Here is a 25,896-nt window from a genome sequence, read left to right as displayed (position 1 = left end):
GCAAAACCTAAAATTTTTGGCAGCGATGTGCAGGTATGCTCAACCTGCAAGCAAAGGAATAACGGTAAAAGTTTCTTGTTAGATCATGCATCAACATAACAACAATTGTAAAATGGAAACATCAGTAGCAGTCCCGGCACGATTTCAATTAAAACCTGGTTAAAGAAAATTACATTTTAACAGGGATACGACTATTACTACTTTTTGGAATGGGCAGAACCCGCTTTTTATACGTGAGTTTTCACTAACTTGTACCCGACTGAAAGTGTCGCTGCGAACGGCTTCCAGTGTTGGAAGTGAAAATATCAGCATTTTGGTGGCGCACGTGATTTAAAACTGCAGCGGGCAGTTTACGATCAATGGCAGGCCCGTGCTACTAAGAGCACACTGGAATGTGCCATCACCCTAAAACAGAGCTATCCTGCAGCAGATGTGAAAGAATGGCTACGTATCTTAAAGACGATCCGTTCTTTCCGGATTGAACATCCGCTTCCTCCTGGTGCCCGCCAGGAAAGCCGCTTTCACAGCTGCCGATCAATTGAGTTTGATTTTTAATCCGTACCCTATGAAAACTTGCGATGAAGTTAATTTTTTTGTACACATATAAAAAAGAAAATTATATTTTAGATAAAATCTAAGATATTCAATAAAAAATTGAAAAATGTTTATAGATACGCATGCTCATATCTATTCCGAGCAGCTTTTAGAAGAGAAAAATGAATTTTTAGAAAGAGCGCTGAGAGCTAACGTTACTACTGTTTTGATGCCGGCGATAGATACTCAATCTCATAAATCGATGCTCGACATGGAGGCTGTAGCGCCTGTAACATGCCTGAGTATGATGGGTTTGCATCCCTGTTCAGTAAAGGAAGATTTTAAGCAGGAGCTTGATTTGATTGGTAACTACCTGGAACAACGGAAGTTTGTAGCGATCGGCGAAACCGGGCTTGACTTTTATTGGGATGTGACCTTTAAGGAGCAGCAATACATTGCTTTTAAACAGCAAATAGAATGGGCAATCCAATATGACCTGCCTATAGTCATCCACAGCCGTAGCTCAACAAAAGAATGTATCGATGTAGTGTCTCAATATACGGGTACTGGATTAAGAGGCGTTTTTCATTGTTTTGGGGGAGCGTGGAGGAAGCTCAAGAGATTATCGACCAGGGGTTTTATTTGGGTATTGGAGGGGTAATCACTTTTAAGAAGTCTGGTTTAGATGAAGTGATTAAGCAGACAGGGCTGCAAAGGGTCGTATTAGAAACGGATGCGCCATACCTGGCCCCGGTACCTTACAGAGGAAAAAGAAATGAACCATCTTATCTTCCATTGATCGCACAAAAATTATCAGAGGCAATGGGAATGCCTATTGAAGAGATTGCGGAGGTTACAACAAATAACGCGAAAAAATTATTTAATTTATAGTGCAAGAAGCTTATTTTTGCACCCCTTTTACAGAGACCTGTCCAAGTGGTCGTCCAAAGTACTCCTTAGGAGAAGGAGCACACGGGGAAAAGGAATAAATAATGGAGACGTGTCCGAGTGGTTGAAGGAGCACGCCTGGAAAGTGTGTATACGGGCAACCGTATCGCGAGTTCGAATCTCGCCGTCTCCGCCAAATTTTGCTAACCTGCTGAATTTATGTACTACACCTATATATTGAAATGGCATGACAATCGATACTATTATGGAAGTTGTGCTGATGTAGAAAAGCGCTTCGCTAACCATAACTAGTGAAAAGTAAAATCTACGAAGCGTAGACGCCCTCTTGTTATACATTATTTCGAGCAATTTACTACCAGATCTGAGGCTTTCAGGCGTGAGATGTTTTTTAAATCAATAGACGGATATGTGTGGTTGAAAAGTGAGAAAATCATGTAGAAAGTGTGTATACGGGTCCGAAGGACTCCTTCGAGCAACCCGTATCGCGAGTTCGAATCTCGCCGTTTCCGAAAATGATATTAATAATCAATTTATTATATTCGAAGGGGACTTTTGGCTCTTTTTCATCATTCTGAATGACCTTGAAAACGCGCAGAACGTTCCCAAAACTCCTTTAGACTTCTACTGTTCGACACATAAATTTTTCATTTTAGGCCGGTTATCTATTTGTAGAGGCATTACTCTTGCTATAATGGCATCTCGTTTGCATACCTATTGAGTTTTTATATCGTCTTTGATTTAAAATACTATTTATGAAACAATTTCTTTTGTTGATGATCGTAGGCTCTTTGTTGTTTTCCTGTGCACCCGCGCATCATCCGGGTCATGGTCATAGAATCCCGCCAGGTCAGGCAAAAAAGTGTATGGAACTCAATCGGCGAAGCCATTTGCACCTGGTCAGCAAAAGAAGCATCGCCGTTAAAGATGGTCGTTTCTGCGTTTCGCACTAGTTTTGCCAGATGGAAAAGGATGACTTGTTCTCCGATTTTGAGCGGGCTGAATCGTATAAACGGAGATTTAAGGCCAGGGGATCATTAATGGTAGTGTATTCGCTGGTTTCTTTTGTACTGGGTATGCTGGTAATGTTGCTGATATTGCTATTTACTTAAACCGGGATACAATGTTCGCGGTGAGGCGTCTGCGGGGTAATATATCCCGTAGCAGATTTTCAGGTATCGGACGCGAAAAAGGCTTCTTTGGAGGAGAAATTTAATGTAGGTTTGCTGGTATGCAAATGAAATCTTCAGCAACCGCCTCTGCGGGGTTGCGCTTTCGCGAAGCCATCCAAAATGAAAACCCGTTACAGATTGTCGGCGCCATCAATGCCAATCACGCTTTACTGGCCACACAGGCAGGTTTCAAAGCTATTTATTTGTCGGGTGGTGGTGTAGCTGCCGGATCTTTAGGTATTCCTGATCTGGGTATCACTAATCTCGATGATGTGCTGATCGATGTAAACCGTATTACCAATGTTACGGATACACCTTTGATGGTGGATATAGATACGGGATTTGGAGCATCTGCTTTCAATATCGAACGTACGGTAAAGTCGCTGATAAAAAAGGGAGCAGCGGCCTTACATATTGAAGACCAGGTGGGAGCCAAGCGTTGTGGCCACCGGCCGGGTAAGGAGATCGTTAGCAAAGAGGAAATGGAGGACCGGCTGAAAGCTGCTGCCGATGCACGTTTTGATGAACATTTTGTAATTGGAGCGCGAACGGATGCATTTGCCAACGAAGGATTTGAAAAAACTTTAGAGCGTGCGGTGGCTTACAAAGAAGCCGGTGCAGATTTTATTTTTGCAGAAGCTGTTCCGGATCTTTCTTACTACCAAAAATTTGTAGATGCAACGGGTATTCCTGTTCTGGCTAATATTACCGAGTTCGGTATGATTCCTATGTATACTATTGATGAGCTAAGAGCAGCCGGTGTCGGTTTGGTGTTGTATCCCTTATCGGCTTTCCGTGCTGCTAATAAGGCCGCTCAAAATGTATACACGCATATTCGTAAAGAGGGAACGCAACAAAATGTGTTAGATACTATGCAAACCCGGCAGGAACTTTACGAAAGCATCAACTATTACGAGTATGAGAAAAAAATGGATGAGCTTTTTAAAAAGAAGTAATACCTAAATGAAATAACGATGGCTGCCACAAACGAAACAATCACATTTAAACCCAAGAAAAGCGTATCCTTATCGGGAGTTGTGGCTGGTAATACAGCTTTATGTACCGTAGGGAAAAGCGGCAACGACCTGCATTACAGGGGATACGATATCAATGATCTGGCTGAAAAAGCGAGTTTTGAAGAAGTTGCCTACCTGTTGATACACGAGAAGCTGCCCACCGTTCCGCAGCTAAAAGCATACCAGGCTAAATTAAAATCTTTAAGAGGGTTGCCTGATGTTATAAAAAAGTATTGAAGCAGATCCCTGCAGCAGCCCATCCTATGGATGTGTTGAGAACCTACACTTCGGTAATAGGCACTACGCTTCCGGAGCGGGAAGATCATAATGTAGCCGGGGCAAGAGACATCGCAGATAAATTGCTGGCATCTTACGCTTCAGCTCTTTTGTTCTGGTATCATTATTCACATAATGGTAAACAAATAGAAGTAGAAACAGATGACGAGACCGTTGGCGGCCATTTCCTGCATTTGCTTCATGGGGTAAAGCCATCTGATAGCTGGGTTAATGCCATGCAGGTATCATTGAACCTGTATGCGGAGCATGAGTTTAATGCCTCAACCTTTACCAGTCGCGTTATTGCAGGTACAGGCTCCGATATATATTCAGCTGTAGCAGGAGCAATAGGTGCTTTGAGAGGTCCCAAGCATGGTGGCGCTAACGAAGTGGCTTTTGATATTCAGAGCCGGTATGTAAACGCTGATGTGGCAGAGGCTGATATCAAGCTTAGGTTGGAAAAGAAAGAAGTGATCATTGGTTTCGGGCATCCCGTTTATACCATCGGTGATCCCCGAAACGGGATCATAAAAAAGTAGCACAACGATTATCAGAAGAGGCAGGCGATATGCAGTTGTTCTCTATAGCCGAGCGACTGGAAAAAGTAATGTGGGATGAAAAAAGATGTTTCCGAACCTGGACTGGTTTTCGGCAGTGGCTTATCACATTATGGGGGTGCCTACCGCCATGTTTACGCCCTTGTTTGTGGTGTCTCGCATTACCGGCTGGAGCGCCCATGTTATCGAACAAAGATTAGACGGGAAAATTATCAGGCCGAGCGCTAACTATACCGGCCCGGAGAATTTAGCCTTCGTGTCTATCGAGGGAAGAGAATAGAGAATGATTCATAGATCATTGTCGTTTTATATACAGCTGATAACTTTTAACTTATAAATTTTTTTACGGACTCATGTCATCTTACATTTCAAACGAAAGGCCGCAACCAGACCAGGTGTTGGCCGATATTGCTGACTATGTTTTAAACTACGAAATCAAAAGCGACCTGGCTTTGAAAACGGCGTACTACTGTTTGCTGGATACACTGGGTTGTGGTTTTGAAGCCCTGACTTATCCTGCATGTACCAAATTATTAGGCCCGGTAGTGCCTGGAACCATCGTGCCCAACGGGGCCAAAGTACCTGGTACTCATTACCAGCTCGATCCCATTCAGGCTGCATTTAATATTGGCGCCATTATTCGCTGGCTCGATTTTAACGATACCTGGCTGGCTGCCGAATGGGGACATCCTTCAGATAATCTGGGTGGTATCCTTGCTACAGCCGATTGGTTGTCTCGCACCAATATCGCCGAAGGTAAAGACCCTTTAACCATGTTGCAGGTATTACATGCGATGGTTATGGCGCATGAGGTACAGGGCGTTCTGGCCCTCGAAAACTCTTTTAACCGCGTAGGGCTCGATCATGTGATATTGGTAAAAGTGGCTTCTACCGCAGTGGTGGGTAAACTATTGGGTTTAAACAGAGATGAGCTGATTAATGCAGTTTCACTGGCTTTTGTTGATGGTCAATCTTTACGTACTTACCGGCATGTGCCCAATACCGGCAGCCGCAAATCGTGGGCCGCCGGAGATGCCACTTCAAGAGCTGTGCGCCTGGCCTTAATTGCTCAAACCGGTGAAATGGGTTATCCATCAGTGCTTACCGCTAAAACCTGGGGCTTTTACGATGTTTCATTCAAAGGAAACCCTTTTACTTTTCAAAGGGACTATGGTACTTATGTAATGGAACATATCCTGTTTAAAATATCTTTCCCAGCGGAGTTTCATTCGCAAACGGCGGTAGAAGCTGCTATGACGCTCCATCAGCGGCTAAACGATTTAAGAAAAACGACAGCTGATATCAAGCGAATTATTATCCGTACGCATGAGGCCGCCATCCGTATCATCGACAAAAAAGGACCTTTAAATAATCCGGCAGATAGAGATCATTGTATACAGTACATGGTTGCTGTGCCTTTAATTTTTGGACAATTAACCGCAGCTGATTATGAAGATGCAGTCGCTGCCGACGAAAGGATTGATGCTTTGAGAGATAAGATATTTTGTGTTCAGGATACCCAGTTTACATTGGATTATCATGACCCCGAAAAAGATCTATTGCCAATGCATTAACGGTTGAATTGAATGATGGTACTGTGCTGGATGAGGTAGTGGTGGAATATCCGATTGGCCATAAGCGCAGGAGAGAAGAAGGTATTCCCAAATTGATAGAGAAGTTTAAGATAAATGTAGACCGCATTTTTGAAGGAGCACAGAAGGAACAAATTTTGAAGACAGGGCTTGATTATGAAAGCCTCGCTTCCATGAAAGTGAATGAGTTTGTGGATTTAATGGCGAAAGTATCTTGAATTTAACAGACGAACTCTTTTTTCAATGGCCGTTACATTTGTAGCGGCTTTTTTATTCAGGGATTAAAAAATCTTCCATATTATCGGGGGTAATAACGGTGCCGTCAGTGCCTGGGTAGTTGGTGGTAAAGGTGGAAGAGAAGCGGGCTCGCGCATTTTTCGACCATTTAAATTCATAAGCTGACATTCTATCAGCCGTTTCTTCTATCAGGTCGATTTCCTGCTGCTGTGTAGTACGCCAGAAATAATGGTCTGCCTCCTTTTCCTGGTTGGATAACATTTTTATACGCTCTGAAATAATATAGTTCTCCCATAAGGCGCCTGTATCTGTTCGCTCGTTCAGTAATTTGAAGTTGTTAAGAACAGCATTGCGTATACCGCAGTCATAGAAGTAGATTTTTTTCCTTTTTTAATTTCATTTCTAACATTTCTATTGAGCGCCGGCAGCCTGAAGACGACAAATGCTTTTTCCAACAGGTCGATGTATTTATCTACCGTTTTATAATCGCTGTCTACTAGTTGAGCGATTTCCTGGTAATTTACTTCGCTGCCCAATTGAAGCGCTAAAGCCTTAAGCAGTTTTGAAAGTATGAGTGGTTTTTTAACCTGCTCCAGCATTAACAGGTCTTTATACAAATAGCTATTGGCCAGTAACTTTAGCAGCCGCTTCTCATTACCTGCAGAAGAAACAATTTCCGGGTAATAGCCAAAAATCAGGCGTTGTTCAATTAAACGCTTCTCCTCGAGCAGCCCATGGTGCTGAACCATTTCATGAAAACTTAGCGGAAAGAGCATAAACTCAAATTTCCGGCCGGTTAATGGTTCGTTTACCTGTGCGGTAAGCTCAAACGCTGATGAACCGGTAGCTATAACCTGTACCTGCTTAAGCCGGTCGGTAAATATTTTCAATGTGAGGCCTATGTCGGGAATGCGCTGCGCTTCATCAATAAATACAATCGTTTTATTATTAGTAATAGTTTTTAGCCTGGTTGAAGTGGCATTGGTTAAAATTTCTCTTACGTCTGCATCATCCCCGTTAAGATACAAATAGTCTTTTTTTCCAACAGTTGATCAATCAAGGTGGATTTACCTACTTGTCTTGCACCGAAAACAAGAATAGCTTTTCCTTTATAGAAGCTTCCTTCAATTAATTGTTGCAAATTTCTTATAACCATACCTCAATGTAGAAATACAAAAGTATAATTATTTTGGATTTGAATCTTAAAAAATGATAATATTCTTGGATTTAAAAGTAAAATAATTATAATAATTTTGGATTATAATCCAAAATAAACATAATAATTTTGGATCTTAATTTGTTTTTAAAGAAAATCTCTGCAGTGCTGGAGGCACAAACTATAAAACAGGGTTTAATTCTCTCAAAAAACCTTATAATGACGCGGCCTTACTAATTATGGTCTTAATACCCGATTTTTGCGCTGAACAAATAGTAGCTGTTGGGTGTTTTCCGTACTATATTTTTAGTTGCAATTCTTTTTTCTCAATCGCAAAAGCGCAGGGGCAGTCTCCTGTCTATGGTTCTAATAATCTAAGACAAAAAAGGTAGTGGTTACGCCAGGTGCCGGTTTCAGATTGGATACATTAAGCATTATTCCCAGTAGCTTTAGGATAGAGGGCATTGATAGCCTTCAATACACGTTAGACTACGCTAATGCTATTTTATACTGGAAATTGCCTCCTACAGATTCCGCTGTTTGGGTTACTTATCGCGTTTTCCCTTTTAAGCTGAATGGCTCCGTACAGCGTATGAATTTTGATAGCCTGGTATTATACTCTGCTGCACCGATAAGAGCTCCCTATAACAAAGCCGATCGTCAAAAGGAGTTGTTCAATTTTGGGACGATTAATGCACAGGGTAGTTTTGGGAGGCAGGTGGGGTTTGGAAATAACCAGGATGTTGTATTAAATTCTAATCTGAACATACAGTTAAGCGGCATGTTAGCAGACAGTATTGAATTACAGGCCGCAATTACCGATAATAATGTGCCCATTCAGCCAGATGGAAATACACAGCAATTGAATGAGTTTGATGAAGTGTATATCCGGTTTAAGAAAAAAACTGGCAATTGAATATCGGTGATATGGATCTGCGTGAGGATCGCAGCTATTTTCTGAAATTCTATAAACGGTTGCAGGGTATATCTTTTCAGACGGTTAATAATATCTCAAAGCGAACACAATCTAACACCCTGGTCAGCGGTTCTATAGCCAAGGGAAAGTTTACCCGGAATGTGCTACAGGGCCTGGAGGGGAACCAGGGACCCTACCGGCTTTCGGGAGCTAATGGAGAAACGTTTTTTATCATACTGGCCAACACAGAACGGGTTTTTATAGATGGTGAATTATTGCAGAGAGGAGAGGACCAGGATTATGTGATCAACTATAATACAGCCGAGATAACTTTTACTCCCCGGCGAATGATCACCAAGGACAGTCGCATACAGGTGGAGTTTGAATATGCCGACAGAAATTTCCTGAACACCAACCTATACGCTATGCAGGAGGTGAACTTTAACAATAAGGTGAAGTTGAAAGTTGGGTATTTTAACAACAGCGATGCTAAGAATTCTTCCATCAACCAGGTGTTGGATACCCGGCAAAAGCAATTTCTTTTTAATATTGGCGACAGCGTACAGAATGCCTATTACCCATCAGTGGTATTGGATACCTAACTGCCGGCAAAATATTGTATGAGCGCGTGTATGACACCATTGATAACGTAGTGGATTCATTCTATCGGTATTCTATTGATCCGGCCACAGCAAAACATAACCTGGCTTTTACTGATGTGGGTTTTGGGCGCGGCAATTATATAACAGATAATGGTAATGCCAACGGCAAAGTATTTGTATATGTGGCGCCTGTAAATGGTGTAAGGCAAGGTAACTATGACCCGGTGATACTGCTGGTTGCGCCCCGGAAACAGCAGTTATTGACATTGGGTATTGATTACAATATTTCAGCTAACACGGTGTTGAAAACAGAACTGGCTACCAGTAAGTATGATGTAAATACACTATCATCTCTACATGATAACAGTGACAATGGGTACGCCGCAAAAATTAATTTAAGTAATGCGCACCTGTTAAAGGAAAAGAATAAGTTAAGCCTGGTGAGCTCCCTTGACTATGAATACGTGCAGCAGCGCTTTCAGCCACTGGAGCGCCTCAGGGGTGTAGAATTTACGCGGGATTGGGGTTTGCCGCTGGTGGCGCAACGGGCTACTGAAAACATTGTTAAAGCCTCAACAGGCCTGCGGGCAGATAATGGGAATGCGGTGCAATACGCGTTTACGAGCTATAACAGGAGCGATGATTACAGCGGGTTTCAGAACGCACTCACGCAGTTTACTAATTGGAAGAACTGGGGCTTTAATAACCAACTGGTTTTAACCAATTACCAAACCGATACCTACAAGGGATATTTCCTCAAACCAATCATCGATGTTAGCAAGAAATTACCCTGGATGGATAACTGGATCATTGGTGGCCGCTACACCCTTGAGGAAAATGTGAACCGTAATACGCGGAATGACTCCCTCAATTTTACTTCTTTTTCATTTGATACCTATACCGCTTACTTAAAATCCAGTCCTGAAAAAGAAACAGGTATGGCATTAATTTTTACACGCGAAGTGATAAATACCCTGTGGGTAAAGAATTGTTACGGGGAGACAGGAGTTATAACCTGAACCTGCAGGCCGAATTGCTGGCCAATGCTAAACGGCAATTTTACCTGAACACAACTTTCAGGAAATTGAAAGTGTATAATGATGAAGTGAGCGCCCAAACCGAAGATAACACAGTGCTGGCCCGGGCAGAGTACCAGATGAATGAATGGAATGGCTTTTTGAACGGAAATGTACTGTACGAAGTCGGATCAGGACAGGAGCAGAAAAGAGATTATGCTTACCTTGAAGTACCGCCTGGTACAGGGCAATACACCTGGATAGATTACAATGAAGATGGCGTGCAGCAACTGAATGAATTTGAGCTGGCTGCTTTTGCTGATCAGGCCCGGTTTATCCGGATCTTTACTCCTACTAACGAGTATATAAAAGCGAATTACACTACACTCAATTACAGTATTAATATAACGCCCAGGCAACTTTGGGGTAATCAGGCAAAGGGCTTTACTGGTTTTTTATCAAGGTGGATGCTGACCAGTTCTTTGCAGATAGCCAAAAAATCGATGGCGGAAGGGCTGTTTGAATTTAATCCATTTGGATACGGACTGGCCGACTCTAACCTTATTACGCTAGCCACAACGCTGGCTAATACTTTGTCGTATAATCGTCAAAGCACCAAATGGGGGTAGATGTCAGTAACCTGCGTAACAATAATAAAGCCTTTCTCACTTATGGGTACGAAACCAGACAAAACAACGAGTGGCTGCTCAAGTACCGGCATTTTCTCTCCAGCGCTCTAACTTTAAACATCAATGCTTTAACAGGTGTCAATGCTTTGTACACAGATGATGTATTGTTTGATAATCGTAACTATGAGATCGACAGGAATAATGGCGAATTACTATTGTCCTACATAAAAGGAACTTCTTTTCGGATTACCACAGGGTACAAGCGGGAACATAAAAAAATGCAGGTATATATGGTGGTGAAACATCGCTGTCTAATGCGCTCACAGCCGAAACCAAGTATAATATTTTGCAAAGCGCCTCTGTTACCGGTAAGTTTACCTATAACGGGCTGAAATATAGTGCCGGGGCTAATAACGCTCAAACAACTGTAGGCTATATTATGTTGGATGGACTAATGCCCGGTACCAATCTGTTATGGAACCTGCAGCTCACCAAGCGTCTTTTAAATAACCTGGAACTTAATTTTCAGTACGATGGCCGTAAGCCTGGCAATACCCGAACTATTCATACGGGAAGAGCGTCGATTACTGCGATATTCTAAATAACAATCCCCCAACAGAAGCCAGGGGATTGTTATTTATTTAAGATTACTCATTATTTCTTCAGTACTTCAGCCATTGTTTTACCAATATCAGCAGGGCTGCTTACTACATGAATACCGCATTCGCTCATGATTTTCATTTTAGCTTCTGCCGTATCATCAGCGCCACCAACAATAGCTCCTGCGTGACCCATACGACGGCCGGGAGGAGCTGTTTGGCCAGCGATGAACCCTACAACCGCTTTTTATTACCGGTAGCTTTAATCCAGTTTGCTGCTTCAGCTTCCATACCACCGCCAATTTCACCAATCATAACAATTGCATCGGTTTCAGGATCGTTCATTAATAACTCTACCGCTTCTTTAGTAGGAGTACCAATGATCGGGTCTCCGCCAATACCAATAGCAGTGCTAATGCCCAAACCTGCTTTTGCTACCTGGTCAGCTGCCTCGTAAGTAAGCGTACCAGATTTGCTAACAATACCTATACGACCAGGTATAAATACAAAGCCCGGCATAATGCCTACTTTACATTCACCGGCAGTTATAACACCCGGACAGTTAGGGCCAATTAATCTTGTTGAAGTTCCCTGTAAATAATTCTTCACTTTTACCATATCCTGTACAGGAATACCTTCTGTAATACAAACCACCAATGCTATGCCTGCATCTGTAGCTTCCATGATCGCATCTGCTGCAAAAGCGGTGGTACAAAAATAATGCTCACATTTGCGTTAGTCGCATTAACCGCATCAGCTACTGTATTAAATACCGGTCTGTCCAAATGAGTGGTGCCGCCTTTATTAGGGGTAACGCCACCAACCACATTCGTTCCATACTCAATCATTTGAGTTGCATGGAAAGTACCTTCTGTGCCGGTAAAGCCCTGTACTAAAACTTTCGAATCTTTATTTACTAATACTGCCATTTTATAGTTTTTTCTGATTGGTTACAAAAGTAAGGAAACCAGCATGCTAATATGCTAAATTTTTGCTGATTCCTGTGCAAAAAGAGGAATGATAATGTAAGGTTAGCGTAAAGGTTGAAGAACATCTGTTTGGAGCGATCACTCTTTTGGCGAACCAACAACACCATCGCCGTCCATATCGGCGTTAAATTTTTCTTCCAGCGCATCACGCACGTCTTCATGCACGTCTTTGGGAATTTCGCCTGTCTCCTGTATCATTCGCATATTTTTGGCGTCCTGCAGGAAATTAGAAGCGAAAATGAACTCATTTAATTTTTGGTTATCGCTGTAAATGATCTCTTTATTGGTGCCTTCCCATTCTTTTTCACCCTGGTTCATGTACACAATATGGTCTCCGATTTCCATTACGCTGTTCATGTCATGGGTATTCATAATCGTAGTAGTCTTGTATTCCTGCGTAATGTCATTAATGAGTTTGTCAATTACGATAGAAGTTTGAGGATCCAGTCCCGAGTTGGGTTCGTCACAAAACAAATATTTAGGATTTAACACGATGGCCCTTGCCAGCGCTACCCTTTTTGCATACCGCCGCTTATTTCAGAAGGGAATTTTTTGTAGGCATCTTCATTCAGGTTAACGCGGTCGAGCACTTCTTTTACACGGGCTTTTTTAACCGAATACTTATCGGTAGTGAACATGTCCAACGGAAAGACCACGTTTTGTTCTACCGTCTGGCTATCAAACAAAGCCGAACCCTGGAAGAGCATACCTATTTCTTTGCGAATGGCTTTCTTTTCTTCCAAAGACATGGTTACGTAATTATTGCCGTTGTAAATAACCTCACCTTCGGTCGGATGCATTAATCCGACGATACATTTCATTAAAACGGTTTTGCCACTACCGCTCGACCCGATAATAAGATTACACTTACCTGGTTCCATTAAGGCATTCACCTCTTTCAGCACCACTTTTTCTCCGAAACTCTTTTTAAGACCTTTTATTTCTATCATGGTACTTCAATTTTGAAGTAACTGTTTTTGTTAATAATTATGGGTGAAAAGAAACACCCTGTTTGTAACCGATATCTTACACCATAATGTTTGCAAAGATTACAGCAGCAAAGCAGATAAGATATAGTCTGCCAACAACAATAAAATACAGGATACAACTACCGCCCTTGTGCTGGAATGTCCTATTTCCAAAGCGCCTCCCTTTACATTATAGCCATAAAAACATGGTATACTGGTAATCAAAAAAGCAAAAACAAAGCTTTTGGTTAAAGCAAAAAATACATTGTAGCCGCTAAATCCCATCAACAAACCATTATCAAAAATCGATGTATCAATGATGCCTGTGGCAGAACCAGCTAAGCGACCTCCCCAAATACCCAGCGCCATGGCTAATATGATCAGCATGGGAATCGTAATCACACCTGCTATAATTTTAGGAAGTATTAAATACGCTTTTGTATTGATCCCCATTATTTCAAGCGCATCTATTTGCTCACTTACCCGCATATTACCCAATTCACTGGCTATTTTACTACCTACCACACCTGCCAGAACGATACAGCTCAGGGTAGGGGCAAACTCCAGTATCACCGTATCCCGTACAATCTGGGCAATGGTGGTTTTAGGAATAAGTGGCGATGTGATTTGGTACGCCGTTTGAACAGCGGACACCGCACCAATGAAAACCGAGATAATGCAAATGATGCCCAGTGATCCAATGCCTATATCGTTACATTGCAGCATAAACTGTCTCCAGTACATGGTTCTGTTTTCAGGCATGCGAAACATGCCTTTAAACATCTGGATGTACTGCCCGAATTCTCTAAGTATTTTCAAGAATAAAGTCGTTTAGTTGGAAATAGCCTATTTTTTCTTTTTGGTATTATCCTGGTTTTTGTCTCCACCGGTCTTGGCCGACAATGCCGCTGACTTTATCTGAGCATCTGTAACTGCTATCAAAGCCATATTGACAATGTTGTTCACCGTACTACCCAGTTGCAACAAGTGTACCGGTTTTTTCAGTCCTAAAAGGATAGGGCCTATCGCGTCGGTAGAGCCAATCTCTTTCAGAATATTGTAAGTAATATTACCAGATGCTAAATTAGGGAAGATTAAGGTGTTTACTTCTTTTTCAACCAGTTCGCTAAACGGATACATCTCTTTTAACAAACTATTATTAAGCGCCACATTGGCCTGCATCTCTCCGTCCACGATCAGGGAAGGGTCTTTTTGTTTTACTAATTCCCTGGCTTTGGAAACCAGTTGCGCTTCCGGTGTGTTACTGCTACCGAAATTGGAATAGCTTAACATTGCAATTCTCGGTGTAATATTAAATGCGGAAACTTCTTTGGCTGTCAACAGTACTATTTCGGCCAGTTCTTCAGCCGTGGGGTTAATATTTACAGTAGTGTCTGCCAGGAATAAAGGTCCTTTGAGGTCATGATCAGGTACATACCTGCTACTTTTTTAACACCTTCTTCGGTTCCAATGATCTGCAGGGCCGGGCGGATAGCATCTGAGTATCTTTTGGTAAGACCTGATATCATACAATCCACATCACCGCACTCTACCATCATACAGCCAAAATGGTTGCGGTCTTCCATCAGCTTCGACGCTTCCTCCTTTGTATAGCCCTTGCGCGCTCTTTTTTATAGAACAGGGTTACATATTCTTCTCTTTTAGCCTTCGCATCATCACTGCGCGGGTTGATCACCGGAATATCGCTGATATCCAGCTTGTGTATATCGGCCAGTTCCTGAATTTTTTCACATCTCCCAACAGGGTAGGGTATCCAATACCTTCGTCCAGTACAATTTGTGCAGCTTTAAGAATATTTACATTTTCTCCTTCTGCAAACACAATACGCTTAGGAGCAGTTCGCGCTTTAGCTCCGAGCACTCGTAGCACCTGGTTGTCCAGGCCCAGGCGTTTGTTCAGGTCATGTTCATATTGTTCCCAGTTCTCAATTTTGATCTTTGCCACTCCCGATTCCATAGCCGCTTTGGCAACTGCCGGTGCAACTGTAGACAATAAGCGGGGATCCAACGGTTTGGGAATAATATAATCGGGGCCAAAATGCATATTGGTCTGGTTATAAGCCAGGTTTACAATATCCGGTACCGGAGTTTTAGCCATTTCAGCCAGGGCCTTCACGGCTGCCAGCTGCATTTGGGTATTGATCTGTGTAGCTCTTACGTCCAGCGCACCTCTGAAAATATAAGGGAAGCCCAGTACATTGTTCACCTGGTTAGGATAATCGCTGCGGCCCGTGGCCATAATTACATCCTTACGGGCGGTGGTGGCTTCTTCCCAGGAGATTTCCGGGTCGGGATTAGCCATGGCAAAAACAATCGGGTTTTTGGCCATGCTTTTTACCATAGCGCCATTTAAAACATTGGCAGCGCTCAAACCTATAAACACATCAGCCCCTTTCAGGGCATCTTCTAATGAAATGTCTTTAGGTGCAATGGCGAAGGGGGCTTTAATATCATCCAGTCCAGTGCGGCCTTTGTGCAAAGCGCCCTTACTGTCGAACATGATAAAGTTTTCTGGTTTAGCGCCCATTTGTTGGTATAACAATACACAGGCCATGGCAGCGGCACCGCGCCATTTACTACAAACTTTGCTTTTTCAATTTTTTTCTTCTGAATTTCAAGTGCATTCAGCAAGGCAGCAGCGCTGATGATGGCGGTGCCATGCTGATCATCGTGCATTACCGGTATTTTTAACCGTTTTTTTAGCTCCCGTTCAATATAAAAACAGCCGGGAGCCTTAATATCTTCGAGGTTGATACCACCAAAAGTAGGCTCTAAAGCCTGAACGATCTCGACGAATTTTACGGGGTCTTTTTCGTTGATCTCGATGTCAAAAACATCAATGTCTGCAAATATTTTGAACAGCACGCCCTTTCCTCCATCACCGGTTTACCAGCTTCCGGGCCGATATCTCCCAAACCTAAAACGGCTGTGCCATTACTGATCACTGCCACCAGGTTTCCCTTAGCAGTGTACTTGTACACATTCTCTACATTTTCTGCAATTTCGAGGCAGGGAACCGCTACACCCGGCGAATAAGCCAAGGAAAGGTCTCTTTGGGTTTTGGCTTCCTTGGTGGGAATTACTTCAATTTTCCCGGGACGGCCCTTGGCGTGGTACTCCAGCGCCAGCTCTTTTCTCAGATCTTTTTTAGACATAAGCAACGATTAAAAATCGGGCGAAAAGTAACTTAAATTGCTTTAACCGACAAAAAGATTAATTTTAAGAAATGCTGTAAAAATTTCATATTTGTAAAAGTTTATGTGAATTGTGACACCAGATTTTTCCATTTTTTACAAAAAATAGTACCCCGGATGAAAAAACATTCCCACTACTAGCGTTGTTGCTGGTGATTTTAACGGCCTGCCCCAAAAAAAGGATCAGATAGCTGATAATGCAACTACATCACAGTTAGTTGCAGATTCAGCTTATTTATATACTAAAGAGGTGTATTTATGGAATACGTTGCCCGGAATAGGTACTTATGAAAGTTTTAACCCAAGAAAATTTGCGAATGCGGACCTGGTTAAAACAGCAGACGATGTTATTAAAAGCATTCGATCTTTACATACAGCCGATCAGTTTAGCTACGCGACTTCTGTTGAAGAGTCGAATCAAACTCAAACAGGTGAGGGGGTAGATTGGGGATTTTTTGTAAAAGGAGGTCTTGTTGCTAGTCCGTCATCAGAAGCAAATGTTAGATGGTTTGTTACTTACGTTTATAATGCATCGGATGCGGCCAGCAAAGGCGTAAAACGAGGATGGATTGTAAACAAGATAGATGGTGTAGAGATGAGGGGTGGACAAGCTAGCATCGATAAGTTGAATGCGATTTTTTTGGTACTATTACATCAGCTAGTATTGAATTTGTAAAACCAGATGGAACGGCACAAACGCTCAATATTAATAAGACTAAATTTACTGCTAATTCTGTTTTGTACTCCAGCGTTTTTACTAATGGCGCAAAGAAAACGGGTTATTTAGTGTTTAATACTTTTTTAGGAACTACTGCGGCAAGTAATGAGCTTATTACAGTTTTTAATAGTTTCATCAGTCAAGGTGTAAATGAATTGATTATAGATCTTCGAAATAACCTGGGAGGATCTACAGCTATGCAGGACTTTTTGGCAAATATTATTGTTCCTGCTGCGCGGACCGGTCAAACTATGTATCGATATGAGTTTAACCAACAATTACAGCAGGATAATTTCCCATTACTAAAAAAGAAATTTGGTTGGAGTAATGGTGCGTTTAAGCCCGCTAATAATACTGAAACCTTTGTGAAGAATGGCACCCTTGCCCTTAGCCGAATATTTTTTATTGTAACAGATAATACAGCTTCTTCAAGCGAACTTTTGATCAATAATTTGAAGCGGTTATGGATGTTAAGCTCGTTGGAGAAAGCAACACTTATGGTAAGCCTGTTGGATTTTTCCCCATTGATCTATTTGACAAGGTGTCTTTGTACCCTATTTCCTTTAGAACTGTAAACAGCGTTGGGGCCGAGGTAGCCTATGCAGGATTTGCACCCGACAAGCAGGCTGTTGACGGACTCAATAAAGACTGGGGTGATGTGACTGAGCCTTGTCTGGCGAATTCTTTAGCATATATCAACACGGGGAGTTTTCTAGCGGTTGCACCTGTAACGAGTGTTGCGACGATGCCCAGGTCTGTAACAGCTGATAGAACAAAGCAGCTTGATAAAAAGCGAAAAGAAAGAGTTGGAATGATTCTTTCCGGCAAGGAGGATGACTTTAGCGGAACCAAGTTAAAGTAGGAGTTATAAACGACATAAAGAAAAAGCGCTTCGTTAATCACGAAGCGCTTTCTCTTATACATATCCTTTTTAATAAATTTACCGCTCAATCCAAACCTTCCGGCCCGATAGTGCGCTTAATGAATCTTTAATACGGGTAGTATCAGTATTGGCTACAGGCAGTTTGATAAAGAGTTTATAGCTAACCGAGTCTGCAGTTTCCATTTCAATAGGCCATTTGATGGTTTTGAGCTGGTTAAATCTTTTGGAAGCTCTTGGCTGCTTGGCTATTTCTAATACATATTTGTAACCGTCAGATGGTGGAGGTGCTGTTGGCGATTGAGGTGTTGGCGGGGGCGTACTGTCATTACCGGTGCTAGGAGTAGTACTATTGCCGGTAGTAGTCGTTACATCTTCAATATCACCATTGTTTTTCTCTTTGTTCTGATTGTAGAACCAAATTACGGCTGCAACTGCCACCAGGCAAACTACCCCGATAATAGCAGCGGGTTTGGTTTTGCGCGGCTTCCGGGTGTCGTCTATATAAGACTGCGGAACAGAATTCTTTTCAGTAATAGGAACCGGCTTCCTTTTTTCTTTTTCAGTATGAACGAATTTCTCTTTATGAAATTCAAAACTGCCATCCATTTTTTTGGTAAGCGTACCTATCCCTGCCAGGAAATAGGGTTTCCCGGTATTTAAAAAATCAATCACCCCCTCGGTTTGTGAACGTATATCAGACTCTGCCAGTACTTTCATTTTGCCGGTTTCCTGCGAAACAAAGGTGATCAGCGCTTCGTCCAGCTGTGTTACCTTAGCTTGTTCAAAGCTGATATTCAGCAGGGAACTGCCTTTTTGCTGTAATCAACTTCGGGGTTATAGGTGCTGTCCGCATGAAAAGTGCCTAAGCCAGGCAGACTTAAAACTTTATGGGTGGCCAGGTATTGAGCCAGTACGGGCGCTAATTTCATTCCTGTTATTTTTATGTCCGCTCAGATTCACTCTGGCCGGACGGTTTTTAATGGCTGACCGATCTGCCATTTTGAGCAGCTTTCGGCATTGAAAAGCCTCGCAACTCATTTCACAAACAATTGATTATGATGAGTTCGCAAGATAGCCGATTTTATTGTATTACCCAAAATGAGATAAACCGCTTAATTTTGAATGATGTACACCCAGGAGGAAGAGACTTTTATGAAATATTGGGCAGCCAACCGGCAGAAAAAGAAACGGCTTTTCAGGCAGATATTACTGGGTTTGCCCACAGGCTTAATTTTGATGGTTGCCATTCTTGCCAATTTTATGAGTGGTTGGTATCAACGTGCCGCTATGATTGCCAATGCCGACCCTTCTTTATTTATAATTTTGTTAATAGCTGGAATAATTATTGTTGCGTTTGCAGGTGTGTTCACGTCTTATCACAAGTGGGATATTAACGAAACCCGCTATAAAGAGCTCATGAACAGGAAATAAAGAGCTATATTCCCCGTTTAGTAATATTTAAATCTCTAAGGAAAATGAAAAAAGATTTTGGATCCCGGTTTTGTCAATCGTGACGGCTTTAAGTTTAACCGCCTGTCTGAAAAAGGGCGACGATGTTCCACAGTGTACACCTAATTCTTTAACAGCTGACCGGCAATCAATCGATTCTTTTATTGCTCAAAACGATATAGGTTACCTGACTTATATGACCGAAGGATATTACCAGGGAATTGCAAACCCAGGCTCAGGTAGCACTGCAGCAGCAGATTCTATCGTGGAGTTTAAGCGTACGATAAGTACATTTAACAGCGCTGGTGTGGTTGCAATTCTTACTGAAAACCTTACTAATAGCAACGGTTTGCCTATCCGATTTTCTGACTTTCAAAATAGTACCTCTTCGCCCTTTTACTACTTAATGACTCATGCGGCAAAAGGTGGTATTTTACGGCAGATTTTTCCTTCTTCAGCTAATGCCCTGGGATATTTTGGTTGTCAGCAACAAACAGTGGATGGGAAAGTGATTCCTGCTTATTCACAGGTATTAGTTGATATTGAATTAGTAACAGTTAAGAGGAGTAATTAGTAAAAAGTAATTAGTAAATAAATGAAGAAGATAGTTTTTATTTTAGGTATTGTGACCGCTTTCGCCGCAGTGGGTTGCTTAAAAAATAATGATGATGATTATAAACCTTGCACTCCCAAGACAGTAGAGTCTGAACTTCCGGCAATGACTAAATTTGCAACTGACAGTACAATCAGTACCACTACAGATGCAACCGGACTCTTGTACCAGGTTATCGAGCCGGGTACAGGAGCCACACCTACAGCAACCAGCTCCGTTGTTGCCAAATATGTGGGCAGGTTTATGGATGGCAAAGGGTTTGATTCTTCGTATGTAAGAAGTCCGCAAGGCGCGTCATTCAGGTTGAACGAAGTGATTGCTGGTTGGACGATTGGTATACCTAAAATAAAAGCTGGGGGTAAAATTAAATTGATCATTCCATCGTCACTGGCGTATGGATGTGGAAGTCCCTATGGATTTTTAAACAATCAACCACTCTACTTTTACGTAGAATTGGTAAGTGTAAATTAAGAATTTGTAAACTACATTTTATTAAAGCCCGATTGATGTCGGGCTTTTTCGATGCTACACCGGCTGATATATGCACTGCTGCATAAGCGAGCGTGGCAATACCGTCGCCATATATTTACAGTTGGTACCATTAATATGCAGTAGGTAGCGTTGGTTCCCCTTATTTTTGTCTTCTAAAATGTTGTAATGCTATACGAGCCTATTTCAGTATTTGATATGTTGAAAATCGGGGTGGGGCCTTCGAGTTCCCATACCCTGGGCCCCTGGCGCGCTGCCGAGCGCTTCGTAGGCGAGTTAGAGGCCAACGGCAACCTTGAAAAGGTAGAAGGGGTGAAAGTGATCCTGTACGGCTCATTGGCTAAAACAGGCGTGGGGCATGGCACTGATATAGCCGTGCAATTGGGACTTTGCGGGTATGATCCGGTTACTTTTGACGTAGAGCAAATTACACCTACCGTTCAAAGCATAGCCCGGGAGCAGCAAATATTGCTGGCAGGGAAACAAAGCGTGCGTTTTAACCCTGCGGCTGATATAGAATTTCTATATACCGAAACCCTGCCTTATCACTCTAACGGGGTAACTTTTCTCGCCACTTTAGCGAACGGGCAAAATGTAGCCGAAACTTATTATTCCATCGGTGGCGGATTTGTAAAGAAAGAAGGTGAAGAAGTTATTGCGGATACCTCCGTTAGCCTGCCTTTTCCCATTGATGATGCAGATGATTTGCTGAGGTGGTGTATTAAAACAGGATTGTCTATTCATGAAATTGTTTATGAAAATGAGCAGGCCTGGCGGAAAGAAGACGAGGTAAAGGCTGGCATCCTAAAAATATGGCAGGTAATGAAGGACTGTGTATACCGGGGTTGTCATACAACCGGAATTTTGCCGGGTGGATTAAATGTACATCGCAGGGCTGCCGGGCTAAATAAAAAGCTGATTGGAGACGTCGTTTACAGCAATTATGATGAATGGATAGCTGCCATACAAAAAGGAGGGAATAGCTTCAAGTATATACTGGACTGGGTAAGTTGTTTTGCCTTGGCGGTAAACGAAGAAAATGCTTCTTTTGGAAGAGTAGTAACAGCTCCCACCAATGGCTCTTCCGGAGTTATACCCGCTGTACTGCATTATTACACCGTCTTTTGCGGGGGTGATGATGAAGCCAAGATCATAGATTTCCTGATGGCAGCCTCCGAGATTGGCAGCATTTTCAAGAAAGAATCGACTATTTCGGCCGCTATGGGTGGTTGCCAGGCAGAGATCGGCGTATCGTCGTCTATGGCTGCCGCCGCATTAACTGAGGCGCTGGGGGGCACACAGAAGCAGGCCCTGATGGCGGCTGAAATAGCCATGGAGCATCACCTGGGCATGACCTGTGACCCCATTGGCGGATTAGTGCAGGTGCCCTGTATTGAGCGTAATACAATGGGGGCCATAAAAGCTATTACGGCCTGTCAGCTGGCTTTGCAAAGCACGCCTGATTTTGCCCGGGTATCGCTGGATGAAGTGATTAAAACGATGTGGGATACGGCACAGGACATGAATTTTAAATATAAAGAAACGGCCGATGGTGGTTTAGCTGTAAATGTTCCCTTAAGTTTGCCGGAATGTTAAGGTTGGTGGGTTAGTTGACTGGTTGATTAGTTGATAGGTTGACTGGTTGGTTAAGTAGTTGACAAGTTGATTAGTTGACTAGTTGAAAAGGTTGAATCTTAAAGGGCTGGATAAAAAAATAAAGCATTATAATAAAGATGACAAGGGCAGAACTGGTACAATTAATTAAAGACAGAAGATCTTACCTCTGCGTGGGTTTGGATACGGATATTACCAAAATACCGGAACACCTGAAGGGTAAGCCGGACGGCGTATTGGAGTTTAATAAAGCTATTATTGATGCCACCCGCGATCTGTGTGTGTCCTATAAGATTAATACAGCTTTTTATGAAGCGCAGGGCGTGGCTGGCTGGCAAACCATGCAGGATACGGTTGAATATATCGGCAACGGGCACTTTAAAATTGCAGATGCGAAAAGGGGAGATATCGGTAACACTTCCGACCAATATGCCAAAGCTTTTTCTCGGCTTTACCATTTGATTCGGTTACAGTAGCGCCTTACATGGGTAGCGATAGCGTACAGCCCTTTTTGAAGTATGATGGTAAATGGGCCATTGTGCTGGGATTGACCTCCAATAAAGGTGCTGCAGATTTTGAACTTCAGCCTTGCGGTGAGGGATTATTATATGAAAAAGTACTAAAAACAGTCTCGCAATGGGGTTCTGACGAAAATATTATGTTCGTGGTAGGCGCCACTCAGGCGGATTCTTTTACGGCTATTCGCCAGATCATTCCCGGGCATTTTTTGCTGGTTCCCGGGGTTGGAGCACAGGGCGGCAGCTTAAAAGACATATCGGAGAAAGCTATGAACAGTGACTGCGGGTTGCTGGTAAACGTAAGCCGTGATATCATTTTTGCTTCGGGTGGGGCCGATTTTGCTGAAGCTGCCCGTAATAAGGCATTGGGCTACCAGGAAGAAATGGCGAAATATTTAGGATAATAAGACCATGCATCGCCGCAGCAGTCAGCAGTATTTAAACCTTTCCAAAGTGTTCGGAATGCGGCAAATAACTAACAAATAAAAAAGCACCTACTTTACTGTAAGTGCCTGAATTTTAAGTGATCCGGATTGGATTCGAACCAATGACCTACTGCTTAGAAGGCAGTTGCTCTATCCAGCTGAGCTACCGGACCAATATTTTGGACGGCAAATGTAGGCTAAATTATGAATATATAAAAACTATTCTCATCGAAAACAACTCCCACAGCTACTTTGCCTGAAAATCTCTTCCAATTCTATTGTTGAGGGAATTATTGCTGTGATGAAAGTAAAAAACTAAGAAATTAAGGGCTAAAAAACTGTGAGCTTATTATCTCTTAATGAGTCTGTAGCTGATTAGCAGGTATGCGACCTGGATTATAAACAGCGTCGTTGATGTACACAATCTATATTTTGAATTCATCTTCATTAAGCAGGGGCTACGTTAGCCTTACTTCCGAAAATTAAAACGAAAGAAGTGTAATCTCCGACTTGTCTGCAAAAGCCACCGGTAATTTAAGTTGGAAAATAAAAATAAAACGTAGCTTTAAGCCTACTTAAACGATTAAGCAAATTTAATAGATCTAAAAGTCTTGGCCTCTTGTTAATATGTTGGAGACTGATCCCTATTATACAGATTCAATGCTTGTTGGAAAAGATCGGGTAAAAGTCAAGAACATTGATTTGATCATTATCGGGATTGTAAATAAACAATTAAGGTTAAACTATTTTAAAACTATGAATATCTTTCGAAAGCTGCCTTTGTTGATTTTGTTGACGGTCACTTTACCCGTTTCGGCACAGAACCATCTTCAGTTAACCTCTTTCGATGGAAAGATCCAATTCTCATTTAAGCTCACAAAAAAGCACCGGTCTATAAAATAATTTATAAGGGAAAAACCATAATTGGCGACTCGGAACTAGGTCTCGGTTTCAGCGGAGAAGATAGTTTTGGCAGCTCGCTTCAATTACTCAAGCCCGGATTTAAAGAGGTGGATGAGTATTATGATTTAGTCGTTGGAAAAGTAAAAACAGCAAGAAATCAGTATAAGGAAGTATGTATCCCACTGATAGAAAAGGAAGGAAGGAAAAGACGAATCAACTTCGTAGTTCGGGCATTTAATGACGGGCTTGCTTTTCGCTATGAGTTTCCAGAACAGGAGAATTGGGCATCTTATACATTAACTAATGAAAGCAGTACTTTTAATGTCTACGGCGATCCCATAGTTCGTGCGCTCCATTGGGCTAATTATAATAATACACATGAGGGGCTTTATCAAAAAAGTAAATTAAGTGAACTTAAAACGGGCGAGCTTATGGACCTCCCGGCTTTATTTGAGTTTCCCGAAAAAGTATATATGGCAATTACCGAAGCGAATCTGAGAAATTATGCCGAATGTACCTTATGAAGAATAATGGTATACTAACAAGTCAATTATCTCCCCTACAGGGCCAAACAGAAATAAAAGTGAAAGCCAGTCTTCCTCACCACACACCATGGAGAGTGATGATGATAAGTGATCGTATAGGGACTTTGATTGAATCCAACATACTAACGAATCTAAGTGATCCTCCTCAAACAAAAGACTGGTCTTGGTTAAAGCCCGGTAAAACTTCATTTCATTGGTGGAATGGTGATATTATCCCAGATACAACTTTTGCTCCGGGAGCCAATTTTGAAACCAACAAATATTATATTGATTTCTGCGCAAGAAATGGATTGGACTATCATTCGGTAATCGGCTATGGTGGTTTTGCGTGGTATCAAAGTGATGCAACTGGTTATGGTACTGTAGGGGCCAACACGGATGTTACTAAACCTGTACCAAGCCTGAATATGCAGGAAATATGCAATTATGCTCAGAAAAAAGGCGTTGATATTCATGTTTGGGTACATTGGAAAGCCATTTACCCCAATTTGGAGAAGGCCTTCTCTCAATTTCAGAAATGGGGCATTAAGGGTATGATGGTTGATTTTCTGGAGCGGGACGATCAGGAAATGGTCAATATACAGGAAGAAATTTTAAAGAAAGCTGCCGAACATCAATTGTTTATTCAATTTCACGGTGCATATAAATCCACAGGGCTACATCGCACCTATCCCAATGAGTTCACCCGGGAAGGTGCGCTGAATTATGAGAATAACAAGTGGTTGAAAGAAGGATTAAGTCCTAATCATGACCTGGATGTTGCTTTTACTCGTCTTTTGGCGGGAGCAACAGACTATCATTTGGGAGGATTTAGAGCAACACCGGCAAAAAATTTTAAAACGCAGTACACCAGGCCGTTAATGATTGGAACCCGGAGCCATATGTTAGGCATGTATGTAGTTTTCGAGAGTTATTTGCAGATGGTGGCCGATTACCCGGAAGCATACGAGGGACAGCCCGGCTTTGAGTTTTTACAAAAAGTTCCGACAACATGGGATGAGACAGTGGTTCCAAATGGAGAACTGGAGAAATATATAACAGTAGCGAGACGTAAAAATACAGACTGGTATGTAGGAACAATAAATAACACAGAAGCAAGGAGCGTAAATATGGCTTTAGATTTTTTACCTGAAGGAACTTATACGCTGGAGTGGTATACTGATGCGCATGATGTAGATGAGCATCCTAATCATCTGATTAAGCAAACCAAAACCGTAAGTCCCAAGGATGTGCTCACCCTGAAATTAGCGTCTGGGGGTGGTCAGGTAATGCACCTCAAAAAACAGAAATAAATTAACGGGCGGTTGTTTAAAGCATAATTTAAACTTAAGTAAAATACTGTAAATGCGAACACCGGAGG

33 protein-coding genes, 2 tRNA genes and 6 pseudogenes are annotated in these 25,896 nt (G+C 42.2%); 25 read left to right on the top strand and 16 right to left on the bottom strand.

The features are described from left to right. Nucleotides 1-400: 400 nt before the first annotated feature. A complete protein-coding gene (locus tag MKP07_RS35550) occupies nucleotides 401-538 on the bottom strand; it encodes a hypothetical protein (RefSeq protein ID WP_240852742.1) in 138 nt (45 codons plus the stop codon). 123 nt (nucleotides 539-661) lie between these two features. Here MKP07_RS35550 and MKP07_RS35545 point away from each other — a divergent pair. The 3 genes and pseudogenes from MKP07_RS35545 to MKP07_RS43405 all read left to right on the top strand — a co-directional run bounded on the left by MKP07_RS35545 (nucleotide 662) and on the right by MKP07_RS43405 (nucleotide 1,734). Continuing rightward, nucleotides 662-1,425: pseudogene (locus MKP07_RS35545) on the top strand (TatD family hydrolase). Nucleotides 1,426-1,528: 103 nt separating this feature from the next. Further along, nucleotides 1,529-1,618 (top strand) — tRNA-Ser (locus MKP07_RS35535). 23 nt (nucleotides 1,619-1,641) lie between these two features. Next, entirely contained in the window at nucleotides 1,642-1,734 is a 93-nt protein-coding gene (locus tag MKP07_RS43405) for a GIY-YIG nuclease family protein (protein ID WP_394803753.1), read from the top strand. Between the two features lie 455 nt (nucleotides 1,735-2,189). Here MKP07_RS43405 and MKP07_RS35530 read toward each other — a convergent pair whose 3' ends face one another. Beyond that, nucleotides 2,190-2,390 (bottom strand): hypothetical protein, encoded by a 201-nt coding sequence (locus MKP07_RS35530; RefSeq protein ID WP_240852739.1) that lies wholly within the window; start codon nucleotides 2,388-2,390, stop codon nucleotides 2,190-2,192. 12 nt (nucleotides 2,391-2,402) lie between these two features. Here MKP07_RS35530 and MKP07_RS35525 point away from each other — a divergent pair, with 12 nt between their 5' ends. The 5 genes and pseudogenes from MKP07_RS35525 to MKP07_RS35510 all read left to right on the top strand — a co-directional run bounded on the left by MKP07_RS35525 (nucleotide 2,403) and on the right by MKP07_RS35510 (nucleotide 6,271). Further along, nucleotides 2,403-2,552, top strand: a complete 150-nt coding sequence (locus MKP07_RS35525) for a hypothetical protein (RefSeq protein WP_240852738.1) — start codon at nucleotides 2,403-2,405, stop codon at nucleotides 2,550-2,552. Between the two features lie 125 nt (nucleotides 2,553-2,677). Continuing rightward, on the top strand, nucleotides 2,678-3,568 hold the full coding sequence (gene prpB / locus MKP07_RS35520) for a methylisocitrate lyase (RefSeq protein ID WP_240852737.1): 891 nt from the start codon (nucleotides 2,678-2,680) through the stop codon (nucleotides 3,566-3,568). Between the two features lie 18 nt (nucleotides 3,569-3,586). Further along, nucleotides 3,587-4,443 (top strand): annotated as a pseudogene (locus MKP07_RS40620) (citrate/2-methylcitrate synthase). Nucleotides 4,444-4,528: 85 nt separating this feature from the next. Beyond that, nucleotides 4,529-4,741, top strand: a complete 213-nt coding sequence (locus MKP07_RS40615; protein WP_262920154.1) for a citrate/2-methylcitrate synthase — start codon at nucleotides 4,529-4,531, stop codon at nucleotides 4,739-4,741. Nucleotides 4,742-4,814: 73 nt separating this feature from the next. Next, a pseudogene (locus MKP07_RS35510) lies at nucleotides 4,815-6,271 on the top strand (bifunctional 2-methylcitrate dehydratase/aconitate hydratase). A 52-nt stretch (nucleotides 6,272-6,323) separates the two neighbouring features. On the opposite strand, the pseudogene MKP07_RS35500 reads toward MKP07_RS35510, so the two are convergent. After that, a pseudogene (locus MKP07_RS35500) lies at nucleotides 6,324-7,318 on the bottom strand (ATP-binding protein). A 519-nt stretch (nucleotides 7,319-7,837) separates the two neighbouring features. Here MKP07_RS35500 and MKP07_RS35495 point away from each other — a divergent pair. From MKP07_RS35495 to MKP07_RS35470, 6 genes are read left to right on the top strand one after another with little or no spacing between them, the layout of a single operon-like run. Further along, nucleotides 7,838-8,362, top strand: coding sequence for a hypothetical protein (locus tag MKP07_RS35495; RefSeq protein ID WP_240852735.1), 525 nt, complete (start codon nucleotides 7,838-7,840; stop codon nucleotides 8,360-8,362). Then, a complete protein-coding gene (locus tag MKP07_RS35490; RefSeq protein WP_240852734.1) occupies nucleotides 8,359-8,964 on the top strand; it encodes a hypothetical protein in 606 nt (201 codons plus the stop codon). The genes MKP07_RS35495 and MKP07_RS35490 overlap by 4 nt, the downstream gene beginning before the upstream one ends. 14 nt (nucleotides 8,965-8,978) lie before the next feature. Then, nucleotides 8,979-9,983, top strand: a complete 1,005-nt coding sequence (locus MKP07_RS35485; RefSeq protein ID WP_240852733.1) for a hypothetical protein — start codon at nucleotides 8,979-8,981, stop codon at nucleotides 9,981-9,983. Beyond that, nucleotides 9,941-10,609, top strand: coding sequence for a hypothetical protein (locus MKP07_RS35480; protein ID WP_240852732.1), 669 nt, complete (start codon nucleotides 9,941-9,943; stop codon nucleotides 10,607-10,609). The genes MKP07_RS35485 and MKP07_RS35480 overlap by 43 nt, the downstream gene beginning before the upstream one ends. Next, the gene (locus MKP07_RS35475; protein WP_240852731.1) at nucleotides 10,600-11,001 is read left to right on the top strand and encodes a hypothetical protein; all 402 of its coding nucleotides are present in this window, start codon (nucleotides 10,600-10,602) and stop codon (nucleotides 10,999-11,001) included. Before MKP07_RS35480 ends, MKP07_RS35475 begins: the two co-directional genes overlap by 10 nt. Next, nucleotides 10,956-11,210 carry a hypothetical protein gene (locus tag MKP07_RS35470; protein ID WP_240852730.1) on the top strand — a complete coding sequence of 85 codons (255 nt, stop codon included), beginning with the start codon at nucleotides 10,956-10,958 and terminating at the stop codon, nucleotides 11,208-11,210. Before MKP07_RS35475 ends, MKP07_RS35470 begins: the two co-directional genes overlap by 46 nt. 53 nt (nucleotides 11,211-11,263) lie before the next feature. On the opposite strand, the gene MKP07_RS43955 is transcribed toward MKP07_RS35470, so the two are convergent. The 10 genes and pseudogenes from MKP07_RS43955 to MKP07_RS43930 all read right to left on the bottom strand — a co-directional run bounded on the left by MKP07_RS43955 (nucleotide 11,264) and on the right by MKP07_RS43930 (nucleotide 16,340). Continuing rightward, entirely contained in the window at nucleotides 11,264-11,404 is a 141-nt protein-coding gene (locus MKP07_RS43955) for a hypothetical protein (protein WP_262920153.1), read from the bottom strand. Between the two features lie 38 nt (nucleotides 11,405-11,442). After that, nucleotides 11,443-11,892 carry a hypothetical protein gene (locus MKP07_RS43950; RefSeq protein ID WP_262920152.1) on the bottom strand — a complete coding sequence of 150 codons (450 nt, stop codon included), beginning with the start codon at nucleotides 11,890-11,892 and terminating at the stop codon, nucleotides 11,443-11,445. Further along, entirely contained in the window at nucleotides 11,868-12,137 is a 270-nt protein-coding gene (locus MKP07_RS43945; protein WP_262920151.1) for a hypothetical protein, read from the bottom strand. The genes MKP07_RS43950 and MKP07_RS43945 overlap by 25 nt, the downstream gene beginning before the upstream one ends. Nucleotides 12,138-12,275: 138 nt before the next feature. Beyond that, the gene (locus tag MKP07_RS35460; RefSeq protein ID WP_240852729.1) at nucleotides 12,276-12,671 is read right to left on the bottom strand and encodes an ATP-binding cassette domain-containing protein; all 396 of its coding nucleotides are present in this window, start codon (nucleotides 12,669-12,671) and stop codon (nucleotides 12,276-12,278) included. Between the two features lie 35 nt (nucleotides 12,672-12,706). Next, complete coding sequence (locus MKP07_RS35455) at nucleotides 12,707-13,147, bottom strand: ABC transporter ATP-binding protein (protein ID WP_240852728.1); 441 nt, start codon at nucleotides 13,145-13,147, stop codon at nucleotides 12,707-12,709. 99 nt (nucleotides 13,148-13,246) lie between these two features. After that, entirely contained in the window at nucleotides 13,247-13,984 is a 738-nt protein-coding gene (locus MKP07_RS35450) for an MlaE family ABC transporter permease (protein WP_240852727.1), read from the bottom strand. Nucleotides 13,985-14,011: 27 nt separating this feature from the next. Beyond that, nucleotides 14,012-14,751 (bottom strand): annotated as a pseudogene (locus MKP07_RS35445) (phosphate acyltransferase). Nucleotides 14,752-14,857: 106 nt separating this feature from the next. After that, complete coding sequence (locus MKP07_RS43940; RefSeq protein WP_317236217.1) at nucleotides 14,858-15,685, bottom strand: phosphate acyltransferase; 828 nt, start codon at nucleotides 15,683-15,685, stop codon at nucleotides 14,858-14,860. After that, entirely contained in the window at nucleotides 15,592-16,050 is a 459-nt protein-coding gene (locus MKP07_RS43935; protein ID WP_317236216.1) for a hypothetical protein, read from the bottom strand. The genes MKP07_RS43940 and MKP07_RS43935 overlap by 94 nt, the downstream gene beginning before the upstream one ends. Further along, on the bottom strand, nucleotides 15,984-16,340 hold the full coding sequence (locus MKP07_RS43930) for a hypothetical protein (protein ID WP_317236215.1): 357 nt from the start codon (nucleotides 16,338-16,340) through the stop codon (nucleotides 15,984-15,986). The genes MKP07_RS43935 and MKP07_RS43930 overlap by 67 nt, the downstream gene beginning before the upstream one ends. 289 nt (nucleotides 16,341-16,629) lie before the next feature. Between MKP07_RS43930 and MKP07_RS35435 the strand changes: the two genes are divergently transcribed. From MKP07_RS35435 to MKP07_RS35425, 3 genes are all read left to right on the top strand, one after another. After that, on the top strand, nucleotides 16,630-17,055 hold the full coding sequence (locus tag MKP07_RS35435) for a hypothetical protein (protein WP_240852726.1): 426 nt from the start codon (nucleotides 16,630-16,632) through the stop codon (nucleotides 17,053-17,055). Between the two features lie 62 nt (nucleotides 17,056-17,117). Next, nucleotides 17,118-17,672 carry a S41 family peptidase gene (locus MKP07_RS35430; protein ID WP_240852725.1) on the top strand — a complete coding sequence of 185 codons (555 nt, stop codon included), beginning with the start codon at nucleotides 17,118-17,120 and terminating at the stop codon, nucleotides 17,670-17,672. Further along, nucleotides 17,645-17,959 (top strand): hypothetical protein, encoded by a 315-nt coding sequence (locus tag MKP07_RS35425; protein WP_240852724.1) that lies wholly within the window; start codon nucleotides 17,645-17,647, stop codon nucleotides 17,957-17,959. The genes MKP07_RS35430 and MKP07_RS35425 overlap by 28 nt, the downstream gene beginning before the upstream one ends. Before the next feature lie 78 nt (nucleotides 17,960-18,037). Here the strand turns inward: MKP07_RS35425 and MKP07_RS35420 are convergent, their stop codons facing one another. Both MKP07_RS35420 and MKP07_RS40590 read right to left on the bottom strand, forming a co-directional pair. Next, nucleotides 18,038-18,697, bottom strand: coding sequence for a hypothetical protein (locus MKP07_RS35420; protein WP_240852723.1), 660 nt, complete (start codon nucleotides 18,695-18,697; stop codon nucleotides 18,038-18,040). 77 nt (nucleotides 18,698-18,774) lie between these two features. After that, nucleotides 18,775-18,909, bottom strand: coding sequence for a hypothetical protein (locus tag MKP07_RS40590; protein WP_262920150.1), 135 nt, complete (start codon nucleotides 18,907-18,909; stop codon nucleotides 18,775-18,777). A gap of 193 nt (nucleotides 18,910-19,102) precedes the next feature. Here MKP07_RS40590 and MKP07_RS35415 point away from each other — a divergent pair, with 193 nt between their 5' ends. The 6 genes from MKP07_RS35415 to MKP07_RS43380 all read left to right on the top strand — a co-directional run bounded on the left by MKP07_RS35415 (nucleotide 19,103) and on the right by MKP07_RS43380 (nucleotide 23,067). Next, nucleotides 19,103-19,411: a hypothetical protein gene (locus tag MKP07_RS35415; RefSeq protein WP_240852722.1), complete on the top strand. Its 309-nt coding sequence runs from the start codon at nucleotides 19,103-19,105 to the stop codon at nucleotides 19,409-19,411. A gap of 79 nt (nucleotides 19,412-19,490) precedes the next feature. Next, nucleotides 19,491-20,003 carry a hypothetical protein gene (locus tag MKP07_RS35410; RefSeq protein WP_240852721.1) on the top strand — a complete coding sequence of 171 codons (513 nt, stop codon included), beginning with the start codon at nucleotides 19,491-19,493 and terminating at the stop codon, nucleotides 20,001-20,003. Nucleotides 20,004-20,024: 21 nt separating this feature from the next. Then, the gene (locus tag MKP07_RS35405; RefSeq protein ID WP_240852720.1) at nucleotides 20,025-20,513 is read left to right on the top strand and encodes an FKBP-type peptidyl-prolyl cis-trans isomerase; all 489 of its coding nucleotides are present in this window, start codon (nucleotides 20,025-20,027) and stop codon (nucleotides 20,511-20,513) included. A gap of 186 nt (nucleotides 20,514-20,699) precedes the next feature. After that, nucleotides 20,700-22,127 carry an L-serine ammonia-lyase gene (locus MKP07_RS35400; protein WP_240852719.1) on the top strand — a complete coding sequence of 476 codons (1,428 nt, stop codon included), beginning with the start codon at nucleotides 20,700-20,702 and terminating at the stop codon, nucleotides 22,125-22,127. 137 nt (nucleotides 22,128-22,264) lie between these two features. Continuing rightward, nucleotides 22,265-22,621, top strand: coding sequence for an orotidine 5'-phosphate decarboxylase / HUMPS family protein (locus MKP07_RS43385; protein ID WP_394803752.1), 357 nt, complete (start codon nucleotides 22,265-22,267; stop codon nucleotides 22,619-22,621). A gap of 8 nt (nucleotides 22,622-22,629) precedes the next feature. Continuing rightward, entirely contained in the window at nucleotides 22,630-23,067 is a 438-nt protein-coding gene (locus MKP07_RS43380; RefSeq protein WP_394803751.1) for a beta/alpha barrel domain-containing protein, read from the top strand. Nucleotides 23,068-23,187: 120 nt separating this feature from the next. Here the strand turns inward: MKP07_RS43380 and MKP07_RS35390 are convergent. After that, nucleotides 23,188-23,261, bottom strand: a tRNA-Arg gene (locus MKP07_RS35390). Nucleotides 23,262-23,987: 726 nt separating this feature from the next. On the opposite strand from MKP07_RS35390, the pseudogene MKP07_RS35385 reads away from it, so the two are divergent. Beyond that, nucleotides 23,988-24,619, top strand: a pseudogene (locus tag MKP07_RS35385) (glycoside hydrolase family 97 N-terminal domain-containing protein); the annotation flags it as partial. Further along, a complete protein-coding gene (locus MKP07_RS35380; RefSeq protein ID WP_394803764.1) occupies nucleotides 24,614-25,828 on the top strand; it encodes a glycoside hydrolase family 97 catalytic domain-containing protein in 1,215 nt (404 codons plus the stop codon). The pseudogene MKP07_RS35385 and the gene MKP07_RS35380, both read left to right, overlap by 6 nt. Nucleotides 25,829-25,896: the final 68 nt, after the last annotated feature.

It is taken from the genome of Paraniabella hibiscisoli, from assembly GCF_022512515.1.
GTDB lineage: Bacteria > Bacteroidota > Bacteroidia > Chitinophagales > Chitinophagaceae > Niabella > Niabella hibiscisoli.
This window is presented reverse-complemented; position numbering and strand designations above follow the sequence as displayed.